General features: G+C 44.2%; 25 protein-coding genes. 14 read left to right on the top strand and 11 right to left on the bottom strand.

The annotated features are described in order from the left end of the window. Positions 1-2 precede the first annotated feature (2 nt). Positions 3-542 carry a DUF456 family protein gene (locus tag F6J90_RS38225; protein ID WP_293106557.1) on the top strand — a complete coding sequence of 180 codons (540 nt, stop codon included), beginning with the start codon at positions 3-5 and terminating at the stop codon, positions 540-542. Positions 543-598: 56 nt separating this feature from the next. Here the strand turns inward: F6J90_RS38225 and F6J90_RS38220 are convergent, their stop codons facing one another. Continuing rightward, positions 599-1,849, bottom strand: a complete 1,251-nt coding sequence (locus F6J90_RS38220) for a competence/damage-inducible protein A (RefSeq protein WP_293106554.1) — start codon at positions 1,847-1,849, stop codon at positions 599-601. 441 nt (positions 1,850-2,290) lie between these two features. Between F6J90_RS38220 and F6J90_RS38215 the strand changes: the two genes are divergently transcribed. After that, positions 2,291-2,443, top strand: a complete 153-nt coding sequence (locus F6J90_RS38215) for a hypothetical protein (RefSeq protein WP_293106551.1) — start codon at positions 2,291-2,293, stop codon at positions 2,441-2,443. Between the two features lie 231 nt (positions 2,444-2,674). Here F6J90_RS38215 and F6J90_RS38210 read toward each other — a convergent pair whose 3' ends face one another. Further along, complete coding sequence (locus tag F6J90_RS38210) at positions 2,675-4,579, bottom strand: bifunctional diguanylate cyclase/phosphodiesterase (protein WP_293106548.1); 1,905 nt, start codon at positions 4,577-4,579, stop codon at positions 2,675-2,677. Next, positions 4,579-4,722 (bottom strand): hypothetical protein, encoded by a 144-nt coding sequence (locus tag F6J90_RS38205; RefSeq protein WP_293106545.1) that lies wholly within the window; start codon positions 4,720-4,722, stop codon positions 4,579-4,581. Before F6J90_RS38205 ends, F6J90_RS38210 begins: the two co-directional genes overlap by 1 nt. Positions 4,723-4,967: 245 nt before the next feature. Between F6J90_RS38205 and F6J90_RS38200 the strand changes: the two genes are divergently transcribed. Both F6J90_RS38200 and F6J90_RS38195 read left to right on the top strand, forming a co-directional pair. Then, positions 4,968-5,210, top strand: coding sequence for a hypothetical protein (locus F6J90_RS38200; RefSeq protein WP_293106542.1), 243 nt, complete (start codon positions 4,968-4,970; stop codon positions 5,208-5,210). 151 nt (positions 5,211-5,361) lie between these two features. Beyond that, positions 5,362-6,306 (top strand): transposase, encoded by a 945-nt coding sequence (locus tag F6J90_RS38195; RefSeq protein ID WP_293090693.1) that lies wholly within the window; start codon positions 5,362-5,364, stop codon positions 6,304-6,306. A gap of 65 nt (positions 6,307-6,371) precedes the next feature. Here the strand turns inward: F6J90_RS38195 and F6J90_RS38190 are convergent, their stop codons facing one another. After that, complete coding sequence (locus tag F6J90_RS38190) at positions 6,372-6,497, bottom strand: hypothetical protein (RefSeq protein ID WP_293090694.1); 126 nt, start codon at positions 6,495-6,497, stop codon at positions 6,372-6,374. A gap of 219 nt (positions 6,498-6,716) precedes the next feature. Here F6J90_RS38190 and F6J90_RS38185 point away from each other — a divergent pair, with 219 nt between their 5' ends. The 7 genes from F6J90_RS38185 (at position 6,717) to sodC (ending at position 13,359) form a co-directional block, all read left to right on the top strand. Further along, a complete protein-coding gene (locus F6J90_RS38185) occupies positions 6,717-7,322 on the top strand; it encodes an IS607 family transposase (RefSeq protein ID WP_293106540.1) in 606 nt (201 codons plus the stop codon). Continuing rightward, complete coding sequence (locus F6J90_RS38180; protein WP_293106537.1) at positions 7,282-8,469, top strand: transposase; 1,188 nt, start codon at positions 7,282-7,284, stop codon at positions 8,467-8,469. The genes F6J90_RS38185 and F6J90_RS38180 overlap by 41 nt, the downstream gene beginning before the upstream one ends. Before the next feature lie 12 nt (positions 8,470-8,481). After that, a complete protein-coding gene (locus F6J90_RS38175) occupies positions 8,482-8,676 on the top strand; it encodes a hypothetical protein (RefSeq protein ID WP_293097962.1) in 195 nt (64 codons plus the stop codon). 341 nt (positions 8,677-9,017) lie between these two features. Next, complete coding sequence (locus F6J90_RS38170; protein WP_293097964.1) at positions 9,018-10,529, top strand: reverse transcriptase domain-containing protein; 1,512 nt, start codon at positions 9,018-9,020, stop codon at positions 10,527-10,529. 614 nt (positions 10,530-11,143) lie between these two features. Then, positions 11,144-11,485, top strand: a complete 342-nt coding sequence (locus F6J90_RS38165) for a hypothetical protein (protein WP_293106534.1) — start codon at positions 11,144-11,146, stop codon at positions 11,483-11,485. 443 nt (positions 11,486-11,928) lie between these two features. Then, positions 11,929-12,666 carry a class I SAM-dependent methyltransferase gene (locus F6J90_RS38160; protein WP_293106532.1) on the top strand — a complete coding sequence of 246 codons (738 nt, stop codon included), beginning with the start codon at positions 11,929-11,931 and terminating at the stop codon, positions 12,664-12,666. 162 nt (positions 12,667-12,828) lie between these two features. Further along, positions 12,829-13,359, top strand: coding sequence for a superoxide dismutase [Cu-Zn] SodC (gene sodC / locus F6J90_RS38155; RefSeq protein ID WP_293106529.1), 531 nt, complete (start codon positions 12,829-12,831; stop codon positions 13,357-13,359). A 254-nt stretch (positions 13,360-13,613) separates the two neighbouring features. On the opposite strand, the gene F6J90_RS38150 is transcribed toward sodC, so the two are convergent. The 3 genes from F6J90_RS38150 to F6J90_RS38140 all read right to left on the bottom strand — a co-directional run bounded on the left by F6J90_RS38150 (position 13,614) and on the right by F6J90_RS38140 (position 15,152). Beyond that, positions 13,614-14,135, bottom strand: a complete 522-nt coding sequence (locus F6J90_RS38150; RefSeq protein ID WP_293106526.1) for an NUDIX domain-containing protein — start codon at positions 14,133-14,135, stop codon at positions 13,614-13,616. Positions 14,136-14,144: 9 nt separating this feature from the next. Continuing rightward, positions 14,145-14,285, bottom strand: coding sequence for a hypothetical protein (locus tag F6J90_RS38145; protein WP_293106523.1), 141 nt, complete (start codon positions 14,283-14,285; stop codon positions 14,145-14,147). A 168-nt stretch (positions 14,286-14,453) separates the two neighbouring features. After that, entirely contained in the window at positions 14,454-15,152 is a 699-nt protein-coding gene (locus F6J90_RS38140) for a uracil-DNA glycosylase (RefSeq protein ID WP_293106520.1), read from the bottom strand. Between the two features lie 180 nt (positions 15,153-15,332). On the opposite strand from F6J90_RS38140, the gene F6J90_RS38135 reads away from it, so the two are divergent. Then, entirely contained in the window at positions 15,333-16,055 is a 723-nt protein-coding gene (locus F6J90_RS38135; RefSeq protein ID WP_293106517.1) for a phosphoribosyltransferase family protein, read from the top strand. 16 nt (positions 16,056-16,071) lie between these two features. Further along, complete coding sequence (locus F6J90_RS38130) at positions 16,072-16,368, top strand: hypothetical protein (RefSeq protein ID WP_293106515.1); 297 nt, start codon at positions 16,072-16,074, stop codon at positions 16,366-16,368. Here F6J90_RS38130 and F6J90_RS38125 read toward each other — a convergent pair. Further along, complete coding sequence (locus F6J90_RS38125) at positions 16,322-16,918, bottom strand: RNA 2'-phosphotransferase (RefSeq protein ID WP_293106512.1); 597 nt, start codon at positions 16,916-16,918, stop codon at positions 16,322-16,324. The genes F6J90_RS38130 and F6J90_RS38125 overlap by 47 nt on opposite strands. Position 16,919: 1 nt before the next feature. Between F6J90_RS38125 and F6J90_RS38120 the strand changes: the two genes are divergently transcribed. Beyond that, the gene (locus F6J90_RS38120; RefSeq protein WP_293106509.1) at positions 16,920-17,066 is read left to right on the top strand and encodes a hypothetical protein; all 147 of its coding nucleotides are present in this window, start codon (positions 16,920-16,922) and stop codon (positions 17,064-17,066) included. Here F6J90_RS38120 and F6J90_RS38115 read toward each other — a convergent pair. From F6J90_RS38115 to F6J90_RS38105, 3 genes are all read right to left on the bottom strand, one after another. Further along, positions 17,056-17,616, bottom strand: a complete 561-nt coding sequence (locus F6J90_RS38115; RefSeq protein ID WP_293106506.1) for a 3'-5' exonuclease — start codon at positions 17,614-17,616, stop codon at positions 17,056-17,058. The genes F6J90_RS38120 and F6J90_RS38115 overlap by 11 nt on opposite strands. A gap of 574 nt (positions 17,617-18,190) precedes the next feature. Next, a complete protein-coding gene (locus F6J90_RS38110; RefSeq protein WP_293106503.1) occupies positions 18,191-19,675 on the bottom strand; it encodes a sodium:solute symporter family protein in 1,485 nt (494 codons plus the stop codon). Between the two features lie 4 nt (positions 19,676-19,679). Next, on the bottom strand, positions 19,680-19,898 hold the full coding sequence (locus tag F6J90_RS38105; RefSeq protein ID WP_083373990.1) for a hypothetical protein: 219 nt from the start codon (positions 19,896-19,898) through the stop codon (positions 19,680-19,682). Positions 19,899-19,968: the final 70 nt, after the last annotated feature.

Here is a 19,968-nt window from a genome sequence, read left to right as displayed (position 1 = left end):
AAATGTGGTTAATCATTTTGTACTGGTTGCTGATTCTGATGATGCTAGTAGGCATTATTGGTTCGGTTGTTCCTGGCATTCCCGGTGCCATGTTGATTTTAGCTGCCACCATAATTTGGGGTATTGCTGAGGGCTTTAGTAGCGTCACCTGGGCATTGGGCGTAGCAATCTTTGTGTGGCTACTCGGTATGGGGGTCGATTTTTTAGCCGCTTACTGGGGAGCCAAAAAAGCTGGTGCTAGTAATTGGGGACAAATTGGTTCCATAATCGGCTTGTTCATGGGGGTTTTTGGTCTTTTACCCGCCTTGCCCTTCGGCGGACCGTTACTAGGGATTGTGCTCGGACCGTTGTTAGGGGCGTTTGTAGGTGAGTTTCTCTATCAACGGAAGTTAAAGTTACAGCCTAGAATTAAGCAATCCTTTAAAGCTGGCTTGGGGATTGTGGTCGGTTCATTGGTAGGAAATTTGATTCAGGGAATGCTTGCGATCGCTACTGTGGTGGTGTTTATTTTCACCACCTGGCCCCCAGGTGCAGGGATTTAGCTTGAGAAGGGTAATCGGGTGCACTACTGCCTGCTAACTAACGCTAAGTGACAAGCTCACCGATTCAGCAATTTGCACCGTAGCCGATCGAGGGCATAGCAGGCACTGATGTGACGTAGGTCAGACCGACTCCGATGTTGACCCAAGGTGTACTTGTAGCATTCTAAAATGCCATCTGGTCCGGCTAGACCAATGTAAACTAGACCCACAGGCTTGGTATCGGTATTGCCTCCAGGTCCAGCTATGCCTGTAATACTCAGTGACCAGGTTGAAGAAAGAAGCGATCGCACTCCTGTTGCCATTTGCTCTGCTACAACTTTACTTACCGCCCCCATCGCCTTCAAATCTGAGGAATTCACTCCCAGTACACCAGTTTTCACAGCGTTATCATAAGCAATTATACCCCCCAGAAAATAATTAGAACTCCCCGGGACACTGGTTATCATACTCCCAATACCGCCGCCAGTACAGGATTCCGCTACGCTCATAGTTTCTGAGGCACTTGTCAATAGCTGACCCACTACAGAAGCTAGGGTATCGGTGTCAGTACCGAAATAGTTAATTCCCCCAATCTCCTGTAATTTTTGGGCGACTGGTTCAATTAACTGTTGCGCTTCATGTTCTGAAGCCGCACGGGCCGAAACTCTTAACCTCACTTGTCCCTTACTAGCATAGGGAGCAACGGTGGGGTTGGTAAGGTCAAAAAAGGGAGCAACTTTCTCAGCCAAAGCCGATTCTCCAATCCCCCAAAACCGCAACATTCGGCTATAAACGATTTCTTTACCCCAGCCTTGGCTTTTGAGATAGGGAACAGCCGTGTCTCGCCACATCTGATTCATTTCCCTAGGAACACCAGGAAACGTGAGAATGGTTAAATCAGCACGGGGTTTCCAGATGATACCAGGAGCTGTTCCGTTCAGGTTGGGTAATACTTCTGCCCCTTCTGGAATTAGGGCTTGCTTGCGGTTATTGGTAGTTAATTGACGTCCCCGCCGGGCAAACTTCTGAGTGATGTCCTCTATAACATCTGGTTCTTCAATCAGAGGAGCGCCAAAAAATTTAGCGATCGCTTCCGTGGTCAAGTCATCGGGCGTCGGACCAAGACCACCAGTAAATATTAGGATAGTGGAGCGCTCACTAGCAATTGCCAATACTTGCTGTAAACGCCCGATATTATCTCCCACCACTGTCTGATAGTAGTGAGGAATGCCCAATGCCGCTAGCTCCTGGGCTAAAAACTGAGCATTGCTGTTGAGAATATCCCCCAGCAGTAGTTCCGTACCTACACAAATAATTTCTGCACTCATTTATTATGCCTCAGGGGGAATATAACATTTCTCTAGGTTCTTATTTTATCGTCCCACACTTACAGCAGTTTTAAAACTATAGCGTTTTCACATGATATGTGAAACTAGGATTGATCTAAAAAGGGAACAGGGAACTGGGAATAGGGAACAGGGAGCAGGGAATATGGCATCAAAAATTATCACAATTTATTTATTATACCTATAAATACTATAATTTTATTTTTCATTAAAACTAAAATTATGTTAGGTAAATTAATAGCAGCATAAAATATATACCAGTATTTTTTTATGTTATGCTAAATTATAAACATTGGGATTTATTATCTATTTTTAAATGCTATATTTAGTAGTGTTTGATAGGGGTTATCATAGTTATGATGTACACAGGTTTTTTTTCCGATTCCCTGTGGGTGCATCTCACTGTCTTGATGCAAAGCGCGAGTGGGGGAAACCACGGCAGTTGCTCATGGCGCATGGGTCTGTGTGCGGAACCTGCGTCCGCACCGCTGTTTGCCCCGTGGCAACCCCCAAGACCGCACTGCCTCCCCAAGACCGCGCTGCATCGCTTTTGCCATTAGGCAAAAATTCCAATAAAATTCCCACACTCCCCTTTTTTTTACAAATATGAGATGCACCCATTCCCTGTTCCCGATTCCCGATTCCCGATTCCCGATTCCCGATTCCCGATTCCCGATTCTAAATTCTAAATTCTAAATTCTAAATTCTAAATTCTAAATTCTAAATTCTAAATTCTAAATTCTAAATTCTAAATTCTAAATTCTAAATTCTAAATTCTAAATTCTAAATTCGCGCATTCCCGATTCCCTAATTCCCTACTTGGATTAGACTAGAAGCCCCTTTAGCGTCCATTGGCTCCGACAAAAAAAAACCTTGCCCATAATCACAAGTTAACTTTTGCAAGCTTGCCATTTGTTCAGGAGTTTCGATGGCTTTCCCTGTCACTGTTATCCCGAGCTGGTGAGCTAGAAATATGATAGTTTTAACAATAGCTGCATTTTTGGGGTCAGACTCCATCGTTTTGATAAAAAAAGGGTCAATTTTAAAGATGTTTATCGGCAGATTCGTTAAATGAGCCAGACAAGAGTAGCTACTGCCAAAATCATCTAGGGCTAATTGAATCCCCTCAGCTTGGAGTTGGTTTAAGTCTATACCTCCGTCGGCTTTTGCAGCTAGTAGAGAATTTTCGGTAATTTCTAATATTAAATTACTCCCAGATATACCAGTCTCCTGCAAAATTTGTTGAAGCTGAGGCAGGAAAGTGGGATGGCACAGTTGTTGTGCAGAAAGGTTGACACTGATGAACAATGGTATAGTATTCCGCAGATGCTGCCATTCATGCAACTGCCAACAAGCAGTACTCAAAACCCACTCCCCCAGGGGAAGAATCAGTCCGGTTTGCTCAGCAATCGATAGAAACTGGGATGGCCTGATCAGTCCCTGCTTGGGGTGCTGCCAACGCACCAACACCTCAAACCCCAGGATTTGCCTGGTCTCTAGGGACATAATTGGCTGATAGTTTAGTATAAACTCATGCTGCCCTACTGCCCTATACAATTCCTCTTCTAATTCTTCCTCTAACTTTCCCAAACCCAACCTATCGCCCTGGCCTTGGTTGGTACATACTGCGTAGCCATCGCCACCTGTGGCTTTGACTTGATACAGAGCACTATCAGCCCTAGCGATTAACATTCCTGGTTTTTGATCCAGTTTAGGAATCTCGCTGGCGATTCCTAAACTCAGGGTGAGCTGCTCGCTGATCGGGGAACTGTAATTATTACTGTAATTATTACTATTATTAATAATGTTGAGACCTTGCACCGCCTTTTGAATCAAGTGGGCAACCTCTGTAGCCCCAGAGGCATCAGTATTGGGCAAAACTACGGCAAATTCATCACCACCGTAGCGGGCGACTAAATCAGCTGGACGTTTGAGCACATCACGGATAGCTTGGGCAATTTGTTGAAGACATTGATCACCCTTTTGGTGACCATAAGAATCGTTGTAGCGTTTGAAGCTATCCACATCAATTAAAATTATAGCCAAAGGCAACTGGTCTCGCCTTGAGCGTTGCCATTCTTTGTCAAATACCTGATCGAAGTGACGGCGGTTATACACTTGGGTCAGCCCATCCACATTTAACTGAGCTTCCAGGGCAGCTTCAGCTTTTTTGCGTCCGCTAATGTCCCTGATTGTCCAGAGCAGCTCTACCCCTTTGCCTTCGGAATCAGGTATAGTACAGATAGCGATTGACCCAGTCAAAGGCTCACACTGCCGTGGTTGCAGACGCACTTCCCAATCCCTTAAAGGAAATGCTGTCAGTTGATTCAGTTGAGTGGTAACCCAACTCCTGTCTTCTTGAGCCACAAACACGATTATGGGTTTGCCCACCGGAAAGGTGCGGTTCACGTTCAACAGGTTTGCTGCCGCTAGGTTAGCCTTTTGAATCACACCTTTGGTATTGGTCACTAGGTAGGCATCCGGGGCTGAATTGAACAAAGTCTGGTAGCGTTGGCGCTCCAATTCCACTTGGCAACGACTGGCAAGTAATTCCTGCTGGTGTACCTCCAACTCTTCTAGGGCGATGCCAATTTCCTCTAGAAACATTGAAATCAGCTTAGGTTGTAAAAGTATGTCATTAGAATTCTTCAACACCAGCTGTAAGCCGGTTTGGATCTTATGAATCTTTTGCTGTATTGATTGATTGTCCATCAATTTACCTCTTCCATTGAGAGAATCACACCAGAGTAGGGAGTAGGGAGTAGGGTTAATAAAATTGACTGTGTCTCATAACTCTGATCAACGCTATAGGGTTTCGTGTAGGAATTGGAAAAAATGATTACCGTTTTTTTCATTACCCAAAATCCCTCTATGTCTTGATGCAATAGCGAGTGGGGGAAACCCCATCAGCGACGGCATTAAGAAGGGAAGGTTGAATCAGGTTGGGGATGTTGGTTTTTGCTGGGGTAACTCCAAATTAGCTGTCTTGATGCAAAGCGCGAGTGGGGGAAACCACGGCAATAGCGAGTGGCGCATGGGTCTGTGTGCGGAACCTGCGTCCGCACCGCTGTTTGCCCCGTGGAAACCACGGCAGTCGCTCATGGGGGAAACCACGGCAGTCGCTCATGGGGGAGACCCCCAAGACCGCGCTGCCTCCCCAAGACCGCGCTGCCTCCCCAAGACCGCGCTGCATCGCTTCTATTGTCCCCACACCCCACACCCGGTCAACCCACACCCTTTCTCCTTTAATGCCTTGTTCTCACCCCATCAGCTCCCTGCTTTGAGTCCCTATTCCCTGACATTCCCCCTCAAAACCAATTTATCAATTAATCTCTTCCATTAAGAGAATCACACGCTGAGGTTCCCCCTCATATCAAGTCTGGTTGAATACCCATAATTAAAGAGAGGGTGGGGAGGGTGGCTTTCAGGTGTATGATTTTAACAAAAGAGGAAAAAAGAACTAAAAACCTTAGTACACCATTGGACTGTCATCGATGATCACACAGATTCCGAAAGGGTATCAAGAATGGTTCAGAGTAGTGATGAGGAAGATGCCTCATCTGAGCAAATCTCAGGCAGTGGGATTAGCAATGGGTCGCTTTTTTGGTATTGCCATCACTCAAAGTTGTGGATTATCAACAGTAGCCGTATTTTTAGCAGAAATCCAACATCGATCAGAAAACAATGTCAGAGAGCAGTTAAGGCAATGGTACAAGGAAAAAAGTCACAAATATGGCAGAAAGCGACAAGAAATAGAAGTCAGTGAAAGCTTTGCCTTCTTATTGTTGTGGATATTAAGTTGGTGGTCATCCGATCAAAAAAGCCTGGTGCTGGCTGCAGATGCATCCACATTGGGTAAGCGTTTTACAGTCTTGGTAATTAGTGTGGTCTACCGTGGCTGTGGAATACCTGTAGCTTGGAAAATTGTGGGTGCAACCGAAAAAGGGAGTTGGCAACCTTACTGGCATCAGCTGTTAAATCAGGTCAAACAGGGGATCCCGGATGATTGGTTTGTGATAGTCACCACAGACCGAGGGTTGTATGCTAAATGGTTTTATCAAGGGATTGTGGCTAATGGCTGGCATCCTTTGATGCGGATTAATGCTCAAGGATATTACCAACCATCCCAGGTTTTGGGTGACCAACCCCCATCGAAATTACCTCTGTCTGGGCTAATCACTGAGGTTGGTCAGCATTGGAGTGGTCGAGTCAGATGTTTCCGAAGCAACTGTGTCGATTGCACTCTCTTAGCTCGCTGGGATCACGGTTATGCTGACCCTTGGTTAATGTTAACGGATTTGAGTCCACAACAGGCTCAAATCTACTGGTATAGTATGCGTAGCTGGATTGAATGCTTGTTCAAAGACATTAAGCGTGGTGGTTTTGGTTGGCATCACACCAAAATGACTGACCCCAAACGTGCCGAAAGACAATGGTAACGCTATTGCTGTGGCGACTATTTGGTTGGTTGGCGTCGGAGGATTAACTGACACTAGTTTATCTGCTAGTAGTTTATCGGTTGAAACTGACGACGATGGCCTCGACGCCGATCCGTTGCAATTTTCGACCCACTCTCAACAACCTCTGTCTTTAAGTTGTTTTCGACGAGGTTTTTTACGTATTCTGGCATCTGTCATTCAACAAATGCCTTTACCTATGGGTTGTTTTTCTCCCTCATTTTCTCTATCTTCTGCATAAATATTAAAATCATACACCTAAAAGGGGGAGGGTGGGAGGTGTGCGGAGATGGGGAGATGGGGAGTTGAGTCCTGATCAATAAAACTCCTGACAAAGCGTAACATTAACCGACATCTTGCCTTAGACTTAAAGAGTAGCTCTTTGGAGAACGATGTCAGTCAACTATGTTCCACCAAGAGTCGCTGCTCAAAGACTTGGAGTTTCAACGAGAACTCTCGAAAGATGGCTCGAAGCCGGGAAAATCAAAGGGATCAAGACGCCGGGAGGTCAAAGAAGATACGACTTGGATTCAGTTGTCTCTATTCGACCAGCCAAACCAAAAACAGACATCATCTTATATGCCAGAGTTTCAAGCCGCTCTCAAAAGAGTGACCTTGAACAACAAGTACGCTTTCTTAAGTCTAGTTACCCCGGTTGTGAAGTCATCTTTGACATCGGGTCAGGACTCAACTTCAAAAGATTTGGACTACAATCCTTACTGGACAGAGTTCTCAGCAACACTTGCGAGCTTATTGTCGTTGCCCACAAAGATCGGCTTTGCCGCTTTGGGTTCGATCTTATCTCATGGCTGTGGGGCAAATTTGAGACAAAGATACTGGTTCTCGACGAAACGCACCTCAGCCCAGAACAGGAAATGGTCGAAGATATCCTTGCAATCGTCCATGTCTTTAGTTGCCGACTCTATGGACAATGGAAGTACAAAAAACGAATCCTTGATGACAGCGAGTTACCGAGTTTATCCAGTAAAGGAACTTGAGAAGATCTGGAAGAAGTGGGTTGCAGCCTCTCGAAAGGTCTACAACATATCTATTGATTATCTAAACAGAGAACAAGGCTATGTTAAGACTACCAAGAAGGGAGGGAAGCACGGATTTAGGACTTTTTTAAAAAGTTCTGGATTAATTCCTCAATGGTGCATTGATCTAGGTATATCAAAACTTTTAGACAATGCGTCAATGGAAGCTTACACCGCCTGGAAGGAGACGAAAAAACAGCCACAGTACATTGGTATTGGGAAAAAAAGAAAGCTTAACCCTGACAGGGGAAGAAAACTAGCCAGGTTTAGGAGTATTCGCGATCAAACCGCTACTCTACAGTTCGATCCTACAGCCTATAAAAATGGCCACTGGATGGTTTCGTCTACAAAACATCTACCATTACCAGAATTCAAGGGACACAACTATTGTGTACTGACTAAGGGATCTACTGAATTGACCTTCAACAAAGGTAGGTGGTTTGCTCACTTCCCTGTGCCTCTAAGGACTGAACCAACAATAACCGAGAAAATTATTGCCTTAGATCCGGGCGTCCGCACTTTCGTAACAGGATTTGATGGTTCGGATTTTTTAGAGTTCGGAAATGGTGATTTTAGCTTTATAGCCAAGCTTTGTAGTCATCTCGACCAAATAAAGTCAAAGCATGACAAAGTCAAAGGGAGGAAATTCAAGAGGCTACGTTACAAACTCAGGAAAGCCATGGAACGCCTTAGGAATAAAATAAAAAACCTGCGTTCTGAGATTCATAAACAAGTAGCGTCTTATCTAGCCAGAAACTACGACATTATTGTTCTGCCTACTTTTGAGACTTCTCAGATGGTAGCTAAAAAGAGGAGGAAGTTAAGGAGTAAAACTGCTCGCGCGATGATGAGTTGGGCATTCTACCAATTCTCGCAGACTTTAGGGCATTTGTGTAACCGGTACGGTTCCAAACTCGTGAGAATAACTGAGGAATACACCTCAAAGACCTGCACAAAATGCGGACACATCCATAGGAAACTTGGAGGATCCAAGAATTTTAAATGTCCCAAATGTGGGTATGAAATCCATAGAGATTTCAATGGAGCCGTGGGGATTTTCCTCAAGGCGATGTGGGAGTGCGGCTCGTTCCTAGGAGGAACCTCCTGAAACAGGAGAGGTATGACTAGGGGGATTCGCGAGGTCAGACCTCAAAAAATCCTAACTGTCCTTCGGATGATGGTGAAAACCCATCCCTTGAGAAAGCAAGTGACTCCTTATCTTGGCCACACCGAGCAGGCGGCAACCTCGCAGAGTGAAGCTGGCACCAGGGCGGAATTAGAGGTGAAGCAGATTAGCCACACTACCGCGCTTTAGGGAGACGACATGGGTAACAGTAGCAAAAATCCTGAAAAAGTGTCTAATCGCCCTACCACAATCTGAAAAACAATGTGAGAATGCATCCTCTAATCCTCACAGAACAATTCCCACGGTATCTGTAACTTTCGAGGAGAGGATAGGCAAAATGGATTGCCCTAAATCGTCAAAACAATCTGATAGACGGAACGAGTAAAAACGACAGCATAAATAGGTCTGAGGAAATAGTCGAATCCTCGGTAAGTTATGCCAAACCTAATCCCTACTGTCGGGTAAGATGTAGCCGGAAACTGGCTACGGGTATCAAGATAAACAAATCCTAACAGAGTATGGGTAGACACATGTCTAATAGATATAGTGACCTCTGGAAAAGTCAAAAGTGGAAAAAACTCTGCCGGAACCTTTTTCGCCTGCAAAGAAGAGTTTATAAAGCAGTTCAAGCTGGAGACCTGAGGAAAGCTCGGTCACTTCAGAAACTGATATTGAAATCCCGTTCTGCCCAACTTTTGGCCATCCGTCAAGTGACTCAGCTCAACACCGGAAAAAGAACCGCCGGAGTAGACGGGAAATCACACCTAACCTACAAAGAAAGATTTGAGGTACTTAAAAAGCTAGTATCTAGTGCGGAAAACTGGACGCACCTCGGCCTAAGGGAAATCCCCATAGCCAAGAAAAACGGAGGTACAAGAATGCTGAAAGTACCAACAATCCGAGATAGAGCATGGCAATGTCTCGCAAAATTCGCTCTCGAACCTGCCCACGAAGCAACGTTCAGTGCCTATAGTTATGGATTCAGAACAGGTAGGTGTGCCCAAGACGCACAAAAACTACTGTTTTTAAACCTGAATTCAAAACAAAAAGGCATCAAGAAAAGAATAATAGAAGTAGACATAAAGAAGTGTTTTGACCGCATATCCCACAGCTCAATTATGGATAGATTGCTAGCACCTGCGGGTCTGAAAACAGGGATATTCAGATGTCTAAAAGCAGGCATCAATCCGGAATTCCCAGAGCAAGGAACACCCCAAGGAGGTGTAGTCAGCCCACTTCTAGCCAATATCGCACTAGATGGAATAGAGGAAATAAACCCTAGAAACAGATGTATAAGATACGCTGATGATATGGTAGTAATCCTCAAGCCTAAAGATAACGCAGAAAAAATCCTAGAGAAAATTAAAACCTTTCTCGCAGACCGGGGAATGGAAATCAGTGAAGAAAAGACCAAGATAACCAATACGACAGACGGATTTGACTTCCTGGGGTGGAACTTCCGCGTCCAGAAAAACGGAAAATTCCGATGCATTCCCTCAGTGGATAACCATCGGAATATACGAAAGAAGATTAAAACCGTGGTAAACAGCTCGAATTATGGAGCCGAAGAAAAAGCAAAAAGATTAGCGCCAATCGTTCGTGGATGGAGGAATTACCACAAAAGCTGTTATATGAACAGTTCTAGAGATAGTTTATGGTTTATAAATAAAACCGCAAATCGTAAATTCCGAAAGGAAAAGAAAGTGAACCGGTACAGAGCCAATGAACTATGCAAGAAAGGTTTTCCAGCTGTAGGGTATGAACAAAATCAACACGTAAATGTCAGGGGCACAAAGTCCCCATATGATGGGGACATAGTCTACTGGAGCAAAAGAAACTCCAAATTATACGACAACGCTACATCCAGAGCTTTGAAACGACAAAACCATTCCTGTGGACATTGTGGATTGAGATTCGTAAATGATGAACGGATTCATCTCCATCACATAGACGGTAATCATAGCAACCAAAAGGAGAACAACCTTATGGCAGTTCACCAAAGTTGCCACCAACAAATACACTGGAGCCAAAAAAATACTTAGGAGCCGTGTGAGGGGAAACTTTCACGCACGGTTTTGAAGCGGAGGTGCCCTGGGTAATACCAGGCATCGACCGTAATTACCACCTTTACCGATCACGTCGGTGATGTTGTACTAGATGTCTTAAATGTCTAAGATGTCGCGGTTAAAAGTATCAGAAACGGGAGATAGGGAGATTTTTATTAAGGGTAATTATCCTGACATGATATTACGGCAAACCAGTAGGTCAAGGCGAGGGTAGTGATAAACATGATGTCAAAGCCTCCGAGGGAAAATGCCTGGAGACTGATTCGTCGGGTTCGTTTCACATAGGTGCGCTTGACCCATTAAGAATTAAATTCGCCACGGGTCGTACCTGAGTAATCATGATCCTGACCCGGCGATGGCCTCACGAAAACAACATGATAAACGACGGTATCGACTGGAATTCAAAATAATTTCGTACCAGTACGTGGTTGATTAGTTTTGTCAGTCAACCAGGGTTAATTCAGTTTCCTAAGCAAGACCTTATCAACTTCTCAGTTAACGGTCACTCCCTCCTCAGTTAAGACCTGCATTCTAGTAATTAAAGATAAGCAGTTAACCAATTAAGCTAATTAACCCTAGGAGGAACAAAAATGAAACGTCTAGTACTTGGCAGTTTAGGCACTTTGTTGATTGCCACCGCTACCACTCCCGTCTTAGCATCGGAAATCGCTGCCAACTCCACCACCAGCCGTAACAATATTGTCGAAGTTCAACCTTTTAACCTCGTCTATCTCGGTTATCAAGGCTACTTTGCTGACCAAGGTATTCCCAGTAATGCTGCTTTCATCAGCGCTATAAAAAGCAAGAGAATTACCGCCAAAGACCTAGTAGCAAGTGCTATTGCAAGAGGAAGATTATCCCCAGAAACTATCAATGATTCTACCTATCTGGCTCATGTCAACACTCAACTCTTTAACCTGGATAAGGATTAATACTTAGGTAAGCATTCAGCCGTCAGCCGTCAGCCGTCAGCTTATTTTATTCCAAAGCACCATAGCTAATAGCTGATACGCGACACGCTGATAGCTGATAACTGATAGCTGAATGCTTACATACTTAGAGCTTAATACTTAGAGCTGGCACCAGTACATTGATATTCTTCCTTAGCTCCCATTATCCCCCAATTATGGTAAACTTTGACATCATTATAATATCCCAAAATTGGGGGCAAAGGGGCGCTGATCAGGCGATAACCCTAAGGGTGCAAAGTCTCAGCCCTGGACCTAGGGGCGCGATCGCAAAAGCGCAAAAGTAGTCAGAAACACATTTTTATTAGAAATCTCAAATCCTGGCTGGGGTTTTGATTTCACTATGTGTTTATTAAGAGGTTACCTAAACTATCAGTGTTTTTTTTCAAGTAAACAAAAGGTGTTTTATGAAAACAAATCAGTCACCTAATATATTTGAGAGTCAGTGGCAACTCTATCAAAAAATACTGACTAACAATTACATGAAACACCGTGAAATTTACGGCATCTTGCACGCATTTCTAGTCAGCTACTTTCCAACGCCCTTCTCCATGCTTGAGCTCGGCTGCGGTGATGCTAGCTTCACGGTCCAGGCTTTAGCCAATACCACTATTGCTTCCTACAAAGGTATTGACCTGTCTGAACCAGCACTAGAGATTGCTGGTGATAACATCAATTCTATCCCCTGCGAACAGACATTGATCCAGGGCGACTTCTTTGAAGTAGTTTCTGAGTTGGGACAAAACCAGCAGGATAGCTTTGACGGGATTCTAAGTTCTTTTGCGTTCCATCACCTGAGTTTTGAGCAAAAAGATGGTATTATGGCTAAGCTTAGCCATCTCCTAAAAGCTGATGGTGTTTTTATTCTGATCGATATAGTTTCCACAGATGGAGAAACCCGAGACACCTATCTAAAACGTTACCTAGAGGGTGTCTACCAAGACTGGGCTCAACTGACTCCGGAAGAAGTTTCCATGGTCGAGGGTCATATATTGTCTAGTGATTTTCCCGAAACCCAAACAACCCTGCAATCCCTTGCCCAGAAACATAATTTTAATCGGGTTGAGTGTCTGTATCGGGATCCCCTCAACACTAGCCAAGTGTTGTGCTTTTACAAAAAATCCTCTAAAGCCTACTCCAGCTAGGGGTAAGATGAATGGGTGCCAGGTTGAGGTTGCCCAAGAATGAGAAACTAAGCTCAAGCTCAAAAATCCTCAGAAATCAGGTACGGTAGGGAATAGCGAAACGGAAATCCAAAAGGATCTCAAACCCTTGGAGACCTATCTGTAAGTGGGGTGTAGTTGAGTATGAAAATTATCAGCCTATTAGCTGCGATCGCAATATTTATAATCTCGGCTTGTTCCAATCAATCTGCGTCAACACCACTAACCGTCACCATGCATTTGACTGATACCAAAGGCATTGGTAAAGAGATTGGCATTGTCAAAGCAACCGAAACCGAGAAGGGTCTGCAGCTAACCTCGAATCTGTCTGGATTAACTCCTGGAGAACATGGCTTCCATGTCCATACAAACCCCAACTGTGGTCCAGCCCAGAAGGAAGGTAAAGTAGTTCCAGGCTTAGCTGCTGGTGGTCATTATGATCCAGAAAATACCGGCAAACATGAAGGACCATTCGGTAATGGTCATTTAGGTGATTTGCCAAGGCTAGTGGTTAATCAACAGGGTGTTGCTAACACTCCAGTAGTAGCCCCAAGGTTAAAGGTTGCTAACCTTAAGGGTCACTCTCTGATCATTCACGCCCAAGGTGACAATTATTCAGACACTCCCAAACCCTTGGGAGGGGGTGGTGCTCGAGCCGCTTGTGGTGTGATTTAGCCACAGTGTTGTGCGTTTTAGTTAACGGTAACTGATGGGGAATTTGATATTCCCCATTTCCTATTCAATCCCTAAGGACTTTTGTAAGCATTCAGCTATCAGCGTGTCCCGTATCAGCGTGTCCCGTATCAGCTTATGGGTTAAGTCCGATGCGTCGAAGCCTGTGCCACCCTAGAAGCCTGTGCCACGCTACTGTTCACCCAGCGTGGGCGTAGCGCAATCGGTGCTTTTCAATAAAAGAGGTAAGCATTCGTTTAATCTTGAGTTATGGGAAGCTGATGGCTGACAGCTGACGGCTGAATGCTTACAGAATTTTGGATCAGCTTACTATTGGTTTTAATCAGTTCTTGTTGTTCTGGCCAAAATAATGTTGGTAATTCATCTATCGGAAACCACCACAGCTGGTAACTGAGATTTGGATCAGTAGGAGTCCCTTCAATTTGGTCAGTAATGAACAAAAAATAGTAAGTCTTTTTCCAACACTGTTTAGCAAAGTCTAATCGTTCCTTAACTCCCAGTTCAGCAATAAATTTCAGGTCATTTAAGCCCGCTTCTTCCGCAATTTCTCGCTCTGCCGCCTCTAAAAAGCTTTCTCCTGGTTCTACATGACCTTTGGGTAAGACATATTCAAGTCTATTGCCTTCTTGAACTAGAGCAATGTATATCTGCTGCTCCCAACGGCGGGCAACAATACCACCAGCGGAGGTAGCGTCAGAAACTCCAGGTGGTCGTTGGTACCAAGTTTCATCAATGATCATTTTTACAGCAGTTTTCAATTGGGTGAGCTACAAATTCTTGGCTTTTAGGGAGCAGGGAGCAGGGAGTAGGGAGTAGGTAAGAGGTAAGATGGAAAAACTCCTGTGTACCTGATAGCTATGACAAATGCTATAAGTAGGTTGTATCCTATCAGGTTGACTACTTATCATTCTTGGTTGTTCGTCAATTTAAAATTGGAATGAAAATTGTTAATTGACAACTTTAAATGGTCAATTAACAATTAACAATTAACACTTAACTAATCTCTACTCCCTACTCCCTGTTCCCTGTTCCCTGTTCCCTATTCCCTATTCCCTATTCCCTAATATCTATTGCATCTAAGAGCGAATCTCATCTAACTTAGCACGCACTTTCTGGATATCTTGCCACATCAGCCACTTTGGACTACCTTGATCTCGTTTCGGATTCCGCAGTAGGTAAGCAGGATGGAGAATTGGCATACACCACTTATGCCCTTCCCATTCCATCCAGGTGCCGCGAATCTTAGTAATGCCCTGCTTGTTACCAGTTAAGCCTTTTACCGCTGTAGCACCAGTGAACAGAATAATTTGGGGGTCTACTAGGCGAATTTGTTCCAACAAGTAAGGTTTGCACGCCTCAATTTCATCAGGAGTAGGGGTGCGGTTACCAGGAGGTCGGCACTTGACCATATTACAAATATATACATCTTGTTCACTATCGATTTTCACAGATGCCAAAATTTTCTCCAACAGTTTCCCTGCTCTGCCTACAAAGGGCTTACCGGTCTCATCTTCTTGTTTACCCGGTCCTTCTCCAATAATCATAATCAGGGCCTTAGGGTTGCCACGTCCAATAACAGCCTGAGTGCGGGTAGCTCCTAATTCACACCGTTGGCAAGATTGACAGTGTTCTGTCAAGGATTCCATAGTGTCGTAAGTGCCAGGAGAAATAGGAATTTTGGCATCAGTGGGGATTAGCTCCCTTTGGACATTGTTGGGCGGTGATGGGGTTAACTCTGATTCGTCAAAAAGACTAAGTTGTTCTCCGTTGGACATGAGGGCTCACAGAAATTGGTCAGCTATCAGCTATCAGCTATCAGCTTATGCCCTATGGGCACGCTTGAGAAGCAATTATTCGAAATAATTATTACAATTATTTCTTTCTTTCGATACAGTAATCTTGACAAAAATCCGTAATTATAATATATATCAGGCAACTTGATGCCGGAGGAAGCCATGTACACTGCCCCGCTGTTTAGCGATCGCGCTGATGCCGGTGAGCAGCTCGCTCAAGCACTTATCCCCTTGGTGAGCAGGCTGCACGCTACAGGTATTGATGCAACCCCTATTGTATATGCACTACCTCGGGGGGGTATCCCAGTAGCAGCACCAGTAGCTCGGGCACTGGATTGTCCGCTAGATATTGTAGTGGCCAAAAAAATTACCACGGCTCGCAACCCAGAATTAGCAATCGGTGCAGTGACTTCCTCGGGAGTTGTACTTTGGTCTGGGCAAAGGCGATGGCGAAACAAAAATGCTCAATGGCGGGAAATAGTATTAGCTCAAGCTCAAGAAAAAGCCCAAGCTCAGTTAGCTCAACTGCAACCGGGTTGTCCGAAAACCAATCCTACTGGTGCCCTAGCGTTGCTGGTTGATGATGGCATTGCCACTGGGATGACCATAGCAGCAGCAACGGAAGCAGTAAAAGCCCACAATCCAGCACAGGTCTGGATTTGCACACCAGTGGCACCAGGAGGATTAATACCCTGGTTATCACAGTGGTGCGATCGCATGGTTATCTTACGGACACCGGAACCGTTCCTGAGTGTTAGCCGCTTCTACCTCAAATTTCCTCAAGTTAAAACCGAGGAAGCTCTAAGCTATTTACAGGAGCATAACTATAAGCATAACTATATTAGAATATCAGAGTCTTCAGTCAACGCTAGCCTAGAGCGTTAACTAGCTACTTTAATTTATGAGACTTTGGCAGTTTTGGTGGCGAACATTAGTGCTTTCAACCCAGTACAATCCACCAGAGTTCGTTGAATTAATGATGACCTCATTGGCAATGGCTTTACTAGCCACCTGGGGATATAAAAATAACTGGCCCTATCTGGTTCTCAGTTCTAGCTTTGCCATGGGAGCAGCCCTATCCATGTGGGTCAGGGGTACAACCATGCCTTCCTCTAATTCCCGTATGGTGCAGGTAATGGCTATCCTGTTGATCATCTACAGTTTTTATGCTTTTTCTCACCTTGTCGATTACATGTAGACTGAAATATAAACTGTAAATATTCTGGTGATACCCAATCTACTAACCAGATTCCATTATCGGAACAATAGAAGTTGTAACCGGCTTTGTGCATAGCTGCGGCATCAATGGCAAAAACCACAGGGCGACCATGTCTTGCTCCCACTTTTCTGGCAGTTGCCATGTCCGTCGATAGATGGACATGGTGCCGCGACATTTTACACAAACCTTGCCGCAGAATTGACTCAACTGCCCGGTGACCTGTGCCGTGATACAGCACATCTGGTGGCACCAAAACGTCTAGTTGCAAATCGACTTTGACCGTATGACCTTGATTGGCACGAATTCGGGTACCTGTGGAGTCGAAGGAAAAGCGCTTCTTGTCATTTTTGGCAACCACTTCATCTAATTCAGCACGGCTGATCCGAAAGGAATGCTTTTTAGAGGCCGCCAGTAGTTCCTCAACACCAACCCAGCCACCAGGAGCGAGTGTGATCCCAATTCTCTGAGGCTGGTGTCGAAGATGCTTACTCAAATATTTACTAATTTTTACCAATCGAGACGGATTCATATTGATAAGTTTAAAATACTGTTTTCGTCAATTCTTATCCCTGTTCCCTGTTCCCTGTTCCCTGTTCCCTGTTCCCTGTTCCCTGTTCCCTATTCCCTGTTCCCTGTTCCCGACTTCTGGCACAAGTCTAGTCGAGATCATGGTGTAGTTCTGAATTGCGAAAGTAACTTTGAGAATATCCGACCAATATTCCAAGCATCATCTCCTCCTCGGTGGTGAGTACCTTCCAACGGTAGATTTAGTAAATCCAAAGCTTGGGCCATACCAACTTCATGGGGCAAAGCATAACTAATGGCAAACAAGGTCTTGATGTTGATATGTCTGGTGCCAAAGGGATATCTCAAAAAACGAGATGTACACTGTTTCTGAAATTGATTTCGATCATAATCCCCATAGCTTGCCCACACTCGCCGAGCAGATAAATACTTATCTTGTAGAATAGAACAAGCTTCAGCAAAAGAAATTCCCTGGTCAACTTGCTCCTGGGTTAATGTAGTCAGTTTGGTACAAAATTCACTGATCCTCGAGCGTTCTGGTTTTACCAAAATACTATCTTTTTCCAGGGGCTTCCCAGAAACAACATCCAATACACAAATCCCAATTTCAATGATTTCGTTTTCTTGTCCTGGGGGTGGCTTCCCTTGCCAACAGGTTGCTTCAACATCCACAACAATAATTTGGTCGAGTTTTTTGGACATATTATCCTCCGGCTAGTTGATGTTTGTCAGAATGCATAATTAAGAATGTAGAATTGAGAATTGAGAATTAAGAATGTAGAATTGAGAATTGAGAATTAAGAATTAATAATTAAGAATGTAGGGTGCGTTAGGGGCGGGCTTGCCCTCATTTTTAACTTCGAGGGCCAGTATTGGAATAGCCCGCCCCGTAACGCACCACCAAGTAGAATTGAGAATTGAGAATTAAGAATTAAGAATGTAGAATTGAGAATTAAGAATGTAGAATTAAGAATTGAGAATTAAGAATTAAGAATTAAGAATTAAGAATTAAGAATTGAGAATTCTAAATTCTAAAATACTGTGTTTGTATTACATTATAATACAAATTACCAAGCACGTCTACTCAAGACTCTCCAACTCAAGACTCAGTAAGTAAGCATATGCGCTACGCGCACGCTACGCGAACAACCGTTGGCCTTAGGCGACGCTAGGCTATCAGCCGTTGGCCGTTGGCCAATGACTGATAGCTGATAGCTGATAGCACCTCAAGTAGCGTGCGCGTAGCGCTTAAGCTGATAGCTGACCACTGACCCACTCAAGACTCACGACTATTAACCAGTCTCTGGATCGGCTTGATTGATCCGACAATAATAATTAATCCGGAAAGGGCAACAATAGGGACAACTGGCAGAAAACCGAAGGTAAGACTTTTGGGAATAATCCCCAACTGAAAGCCAATCACTGCGGCTTCACCCACAAGAATCGATACAAGACAGGTTAGAGGATGAATAGTTCTGCTATACAATACTGCAATTACCGTTGGAAACAGTACTGCTAATCCTGTAAAGGCTTGGGTTGCGATCGCAGTAATCGTATCTGGGGGATTTTTGGCGATAATTAAACCAATAATTGCCAATAAAACAATCAGTACTCTACCAACAAAGGTTTGTTCTTTGAGGGAAGCGGTTTTACGGAAATAAGCAAAATAAATATCTCTAGTTAGCATGGAACTGAGGGCCAAAAGCTGGGAGTCCAAGGTTGACATCATGGCAGCTAATGCTCCCACCATCACTAAAGATGCTAGCCAGATTGGTGTATGTTCCGCTAGCATCATCGGAAACACTTGATCAGATGCTTTTCCTGTCAGGTCAGAAAAGGAAATATGTCCCCACATTCCGATTAGCACCGGACAAATAAACATGATAGCGCTTACTAGGGGATACATCACTACCGAAACTTTTAGGGAATTGCTAGTTTTTGAGGTATAAAATCTCATGAACATCTGGGGAAACATAGGGACACTCAGCATCCAGAGAATCATGAAGCTAAACCACTTACGATAGGTAAAAAAATTATCTATACCCTGTCGAGAAAACAATTCAGGTTTGAGGGTGTAGACAGTACGGTTAGCTTCAGCAATCCCTCCCAGACTAGAAGCAATTGCTGCTACTGCTGCTAACATTAAGGTAAACATTAAAAGTCCTTGGATAACATCCGTTAGGGCAACGCTTCTCATCCCCCCCATGAACACATACAGCACGATGACAACTGTCAAAAAGGTAGCCCCTGTAAAATAGGGAATTTGTCCATTGGTTAAGGTTTCAAGAATATAGCCAGCTCCAATCGGTTGCAGGGTTAAGTAGGGAATGGTGAAAATTACCATAACCGCCAGAAAAATTAATTTAAGAGTATTGCTAATCCCAGGGGATACACCTGTCCTACGGAAACGGGCTTCAATCAATTCAGAAGGGGTGATTAAGCCGTGTTCTTTGCCTAACAGCCAGACTCGATAACCGATAAAATAAAAGGTTAGTGCGATTAAGCCAGTTCCAAACCCCATCATGCCGTAATAACTCAGACCAATGCGATAGCCTGAGCCTGAAAATCCTAGAAAAGCAAAGGCACTGAAATTGGTAGCAATTAGGGTAAAAAATAGGATAATTGCTCCCATGTTACGGTCAGCTAAAAAATAATCATCAGGAGTGTTTTGTTGTTGGCGATAACCAACTAGTCCTACCACAAGGGTTACTAATAAATACCCGGCGAGCACAATATAGGGAATAATCGAGTCTAGTGCCATATCCTTAACGGTCTTCCTTAGACGAAGTTTCCCAGAAATTTAGCACAAATAGTAACAACGCGACTGCGAGGATAATTTGTAAGGCAATAAAATAGAATACCCAGGGGGGAAGATGGAGCAAGGAGAAGGAAATATCTTGCTGCCAAGACCAGAAATCTTGGGATAGCAGGAAAATTACCGTAAAGCAGAAAAACCAGAAAAATGAGGATTTTAAAATTGGCATCAGCACTTTAGGAAAGGGAGTAGGGAGTAGGGAGTAGGGAGTAGGGAGTAGGGAGTAGGGAGTAGGGAGT

It is taken from the genome of Moorena sp. SIOASIH, assembly GCF_010671925.1.
Classification (GTDB): Bacteria; Cyanobacteriota; Cyanobacteriia; order Cyanobacteriales; family Coleofasciculaceae; genus Moorena.
The sequence above is the reverse complement of the archived record's forward strand: the minus strand, read 5'-3'. Positions and strand labels throughout refer to the sequence as shown.

Bases quoted from the DNA above. Each gene is read 5' to 3' on its own strand.
- F6J90_RS38220 (WP_293106554.1), bottom strand. From the start codon at position 1,849: ATGAGTGCAGAAATTATTTGTGTAGGTACGGAACTACTGCTGGGGGAT.
- F6J90_RS38115 (WP_293106506.1), bottom strand. From the start codon at position 17,616: ATGTCCAAAAAACTCGACCAAATTATTGTTGTGGATGTTGAAGCAACC.
- F6J90_RS38190 (WP_293090694.1), bottom strand. From the start codon at position 6,497: ATGCCAGAATACGTAAAAAACCTCGTCGAAAACAACTTAAAGACAGAG.
- F6J90_RS38205 (WP_293106545.1), bottom strand. From the start codon at position 4,722: ATGAAAAAAACGGTAATCATTTTTTCCAATTCCTACACGAAACCCTAT.
- F6J90_RS38225 (WP_293106557.1), top strand. From the start codon at position 3: ATGTGGTTAATCATTTTGTACTGGTTGCTGATTCTGATGATGCTAGTA.
- F6J90_RS38175 (WP_293097962.1), top strand. From the start codon at position 8,482: ATGACTAGGGGGATTCGCGAGGTCAGACCTCAAAAAATCCTAACTGTC.
- F6J90_RS38160 (WP_293106532.1), top strand. From the start codon at position 11,929: ATGAAAACAAATCAGTCACCTAATATATTTGAGAGTCAGTGGCAACTC.
- F6J90_RS38200 (WP_293106542.1), top strand. From the start codon at position 4,968: ATGGGGGAAACCACGGCAGTCGCTCATGGGGGAGACCCCCAAGACCGC.
- F6J90_RS38170 (WP_293097964.1), top strand. From the start codon at position 9,018: ATGTCTAATAGATATAGTGACCTCTGGAAAAGTCAAAAGTGGAAAAAA.
- F6J90_RS38135 (WP_293106517.1), top strand. From the start codon at position 15,333: ATGTACACTGCCCCGCTGTTTAGCGATCGCGCTGATGCCGGTGAGCAG.
- F6J90_RS38125 (WP_293106512.1), bottom strand. From the start codon at position 16,918: ATGAATCCGTCTCGATTGGTAAAAATTAGTAAATATTTGAGTAAGCAT.
- F6J90_RS38105 (WP_083373990.1), bottom strand. From the start codon at position 19,898: ATGCCAATTTTAAAATCCTCATTTTTCTGGTTTTTCTGCTTTACGGTA.
- F6J90_RS38140 (WP_293106520.1), bottom strand. From the start codon at position 15,152: ATGTCCAACGGAGAACAACTTAGTCTTTTTGACGAATCAGAGTTAACC.
- F6J90_RS38195 (WP_293090693.1), top strand. From the start codon at position 5,362: ATGATCACACAGATTCCGAAAGGGTATCAAGAATGGTTCAGAGTAGTG.
- F6J90_RS38110 (WP_293106503.1), bottom strand. From the start codon at position 19,675: ATGGCACTAGACTCGATTATTCCCTATATTGTGCTCGCCGGGTATTTA.
- F6J90_RS38165 (WP_293106534.1), top strand. From the start codon at position 11,144: ATGAAACGTCTAGTACTTGGCAGTTTAGGCACTTTGTTGATTGCCACC.
- F6J90_RS38130 (WP_293106515.1), top strand. From the start codon at position 16,072: ATGAGACTTTGGCAGTTTTGGTGGCGAACATTAGTGCTTTCAACCCAG.
- F6J90_RS38180 (WP_293106537.1), top strand. From the start codon at position 7,282: ATGACAGCGAGTTACCGAGTTTATCCAGTAAAGGAACTTGAGAAGATC.
- sodC (WP_293106529.1), top strand. From the start codon at position 12,829: ATGAAAATTATCAGCCTATTAGCTGCGATCGCAATATTTATAATCTCG.
- F6J90_RS38210 (WP_293106548.1), bottom strand. From the start codon at position 4,579: ATGGACAATCAATCAATACAGCAAAAGATTCATAAGATCCAAACCGGC.
- F6J90_RS38185 (WP_293106540.1), top strand. From the start codon at position 6,717: ATGTCAGTCAACTATGTTCCACCAAGAGTCGCTGCTCAAAGACTTGGA.
- F6J90_RS38145 (WP_293106523.1), bottom strand. From the start codon at position 14,285: ATGATAAGTAGTCAACCTGATAGGATACAACCTACTTATAGCATTTGT.